The organism is Cellulomonas telluris (genome assembly GCF_004886325.1).
Taxonomy (GTDB): Bacteria; Actinomycetota; Actinomycetes; order Actinomycetales; family Cellulomonadaceae; genus Cellulomonas; species Cellulomonas telluris.
Map to the genome: position 1 here is coordinate 1 of NZ_QXFN01000141.1, position 501 is coordinate 501.

General features: G+C 65.7%; 1 protein-coding gene. It reads right to left on the bottom strand.

Annotated features, from left to right (window positions below; all coding sequences use genetic code 11):
• Window positions 1-501 (bottom strand): ABC transporter substrate-binding protein (locus FB586_RS19125; protein ID WP_246037008.1); only part of this gene is annotated, 501 nt, incomplete at both ends.

Here is a 501-nt window from a genome sequence, read left to right on the forward strand (position 1 = left end):
AGCCGGAGGCCTCGAAGCCCTTGGTGATCTGGTCCTGGGTGGCCTTGGCCAGCGGGTCGACCTCGTAGTAGACCATCGTGATCGGGTACGGCGTCTCGACACCGGCCTCCTCGAGCAGGGCCTTGGCCTTCTCCGGGTCGTAGGTGATCTGCTCACCGTCGACCTGGAAGTCCTTCTTGCCCGCCATGCCGGGAGGCATGACCGAGTTGGCGGGGACACGGGTCACGCCCGGGACCTCGCCGCCGGCGATCCACACGTCCTCGTAGGGGTACGCGTAGGCGAGCGCCTTGCGGACCTCGATCTCGGGGATCTGCTCGTAGTCCGGCGTCAGCGTGGAGACACACTGCGACGTCTGCTGCACGAGGCGCTCACCGAGCTGGCCGTTGGCGTCGTTGTACTTGTCCGAACCGAGCGAGGTCGAGACGGCGGTCTGGCTGTCGGCGTTGTCCGAGAGCATGATCTCGTCGACCTTGGCCTGGTCCTGGTTGAACTTGAAGACGA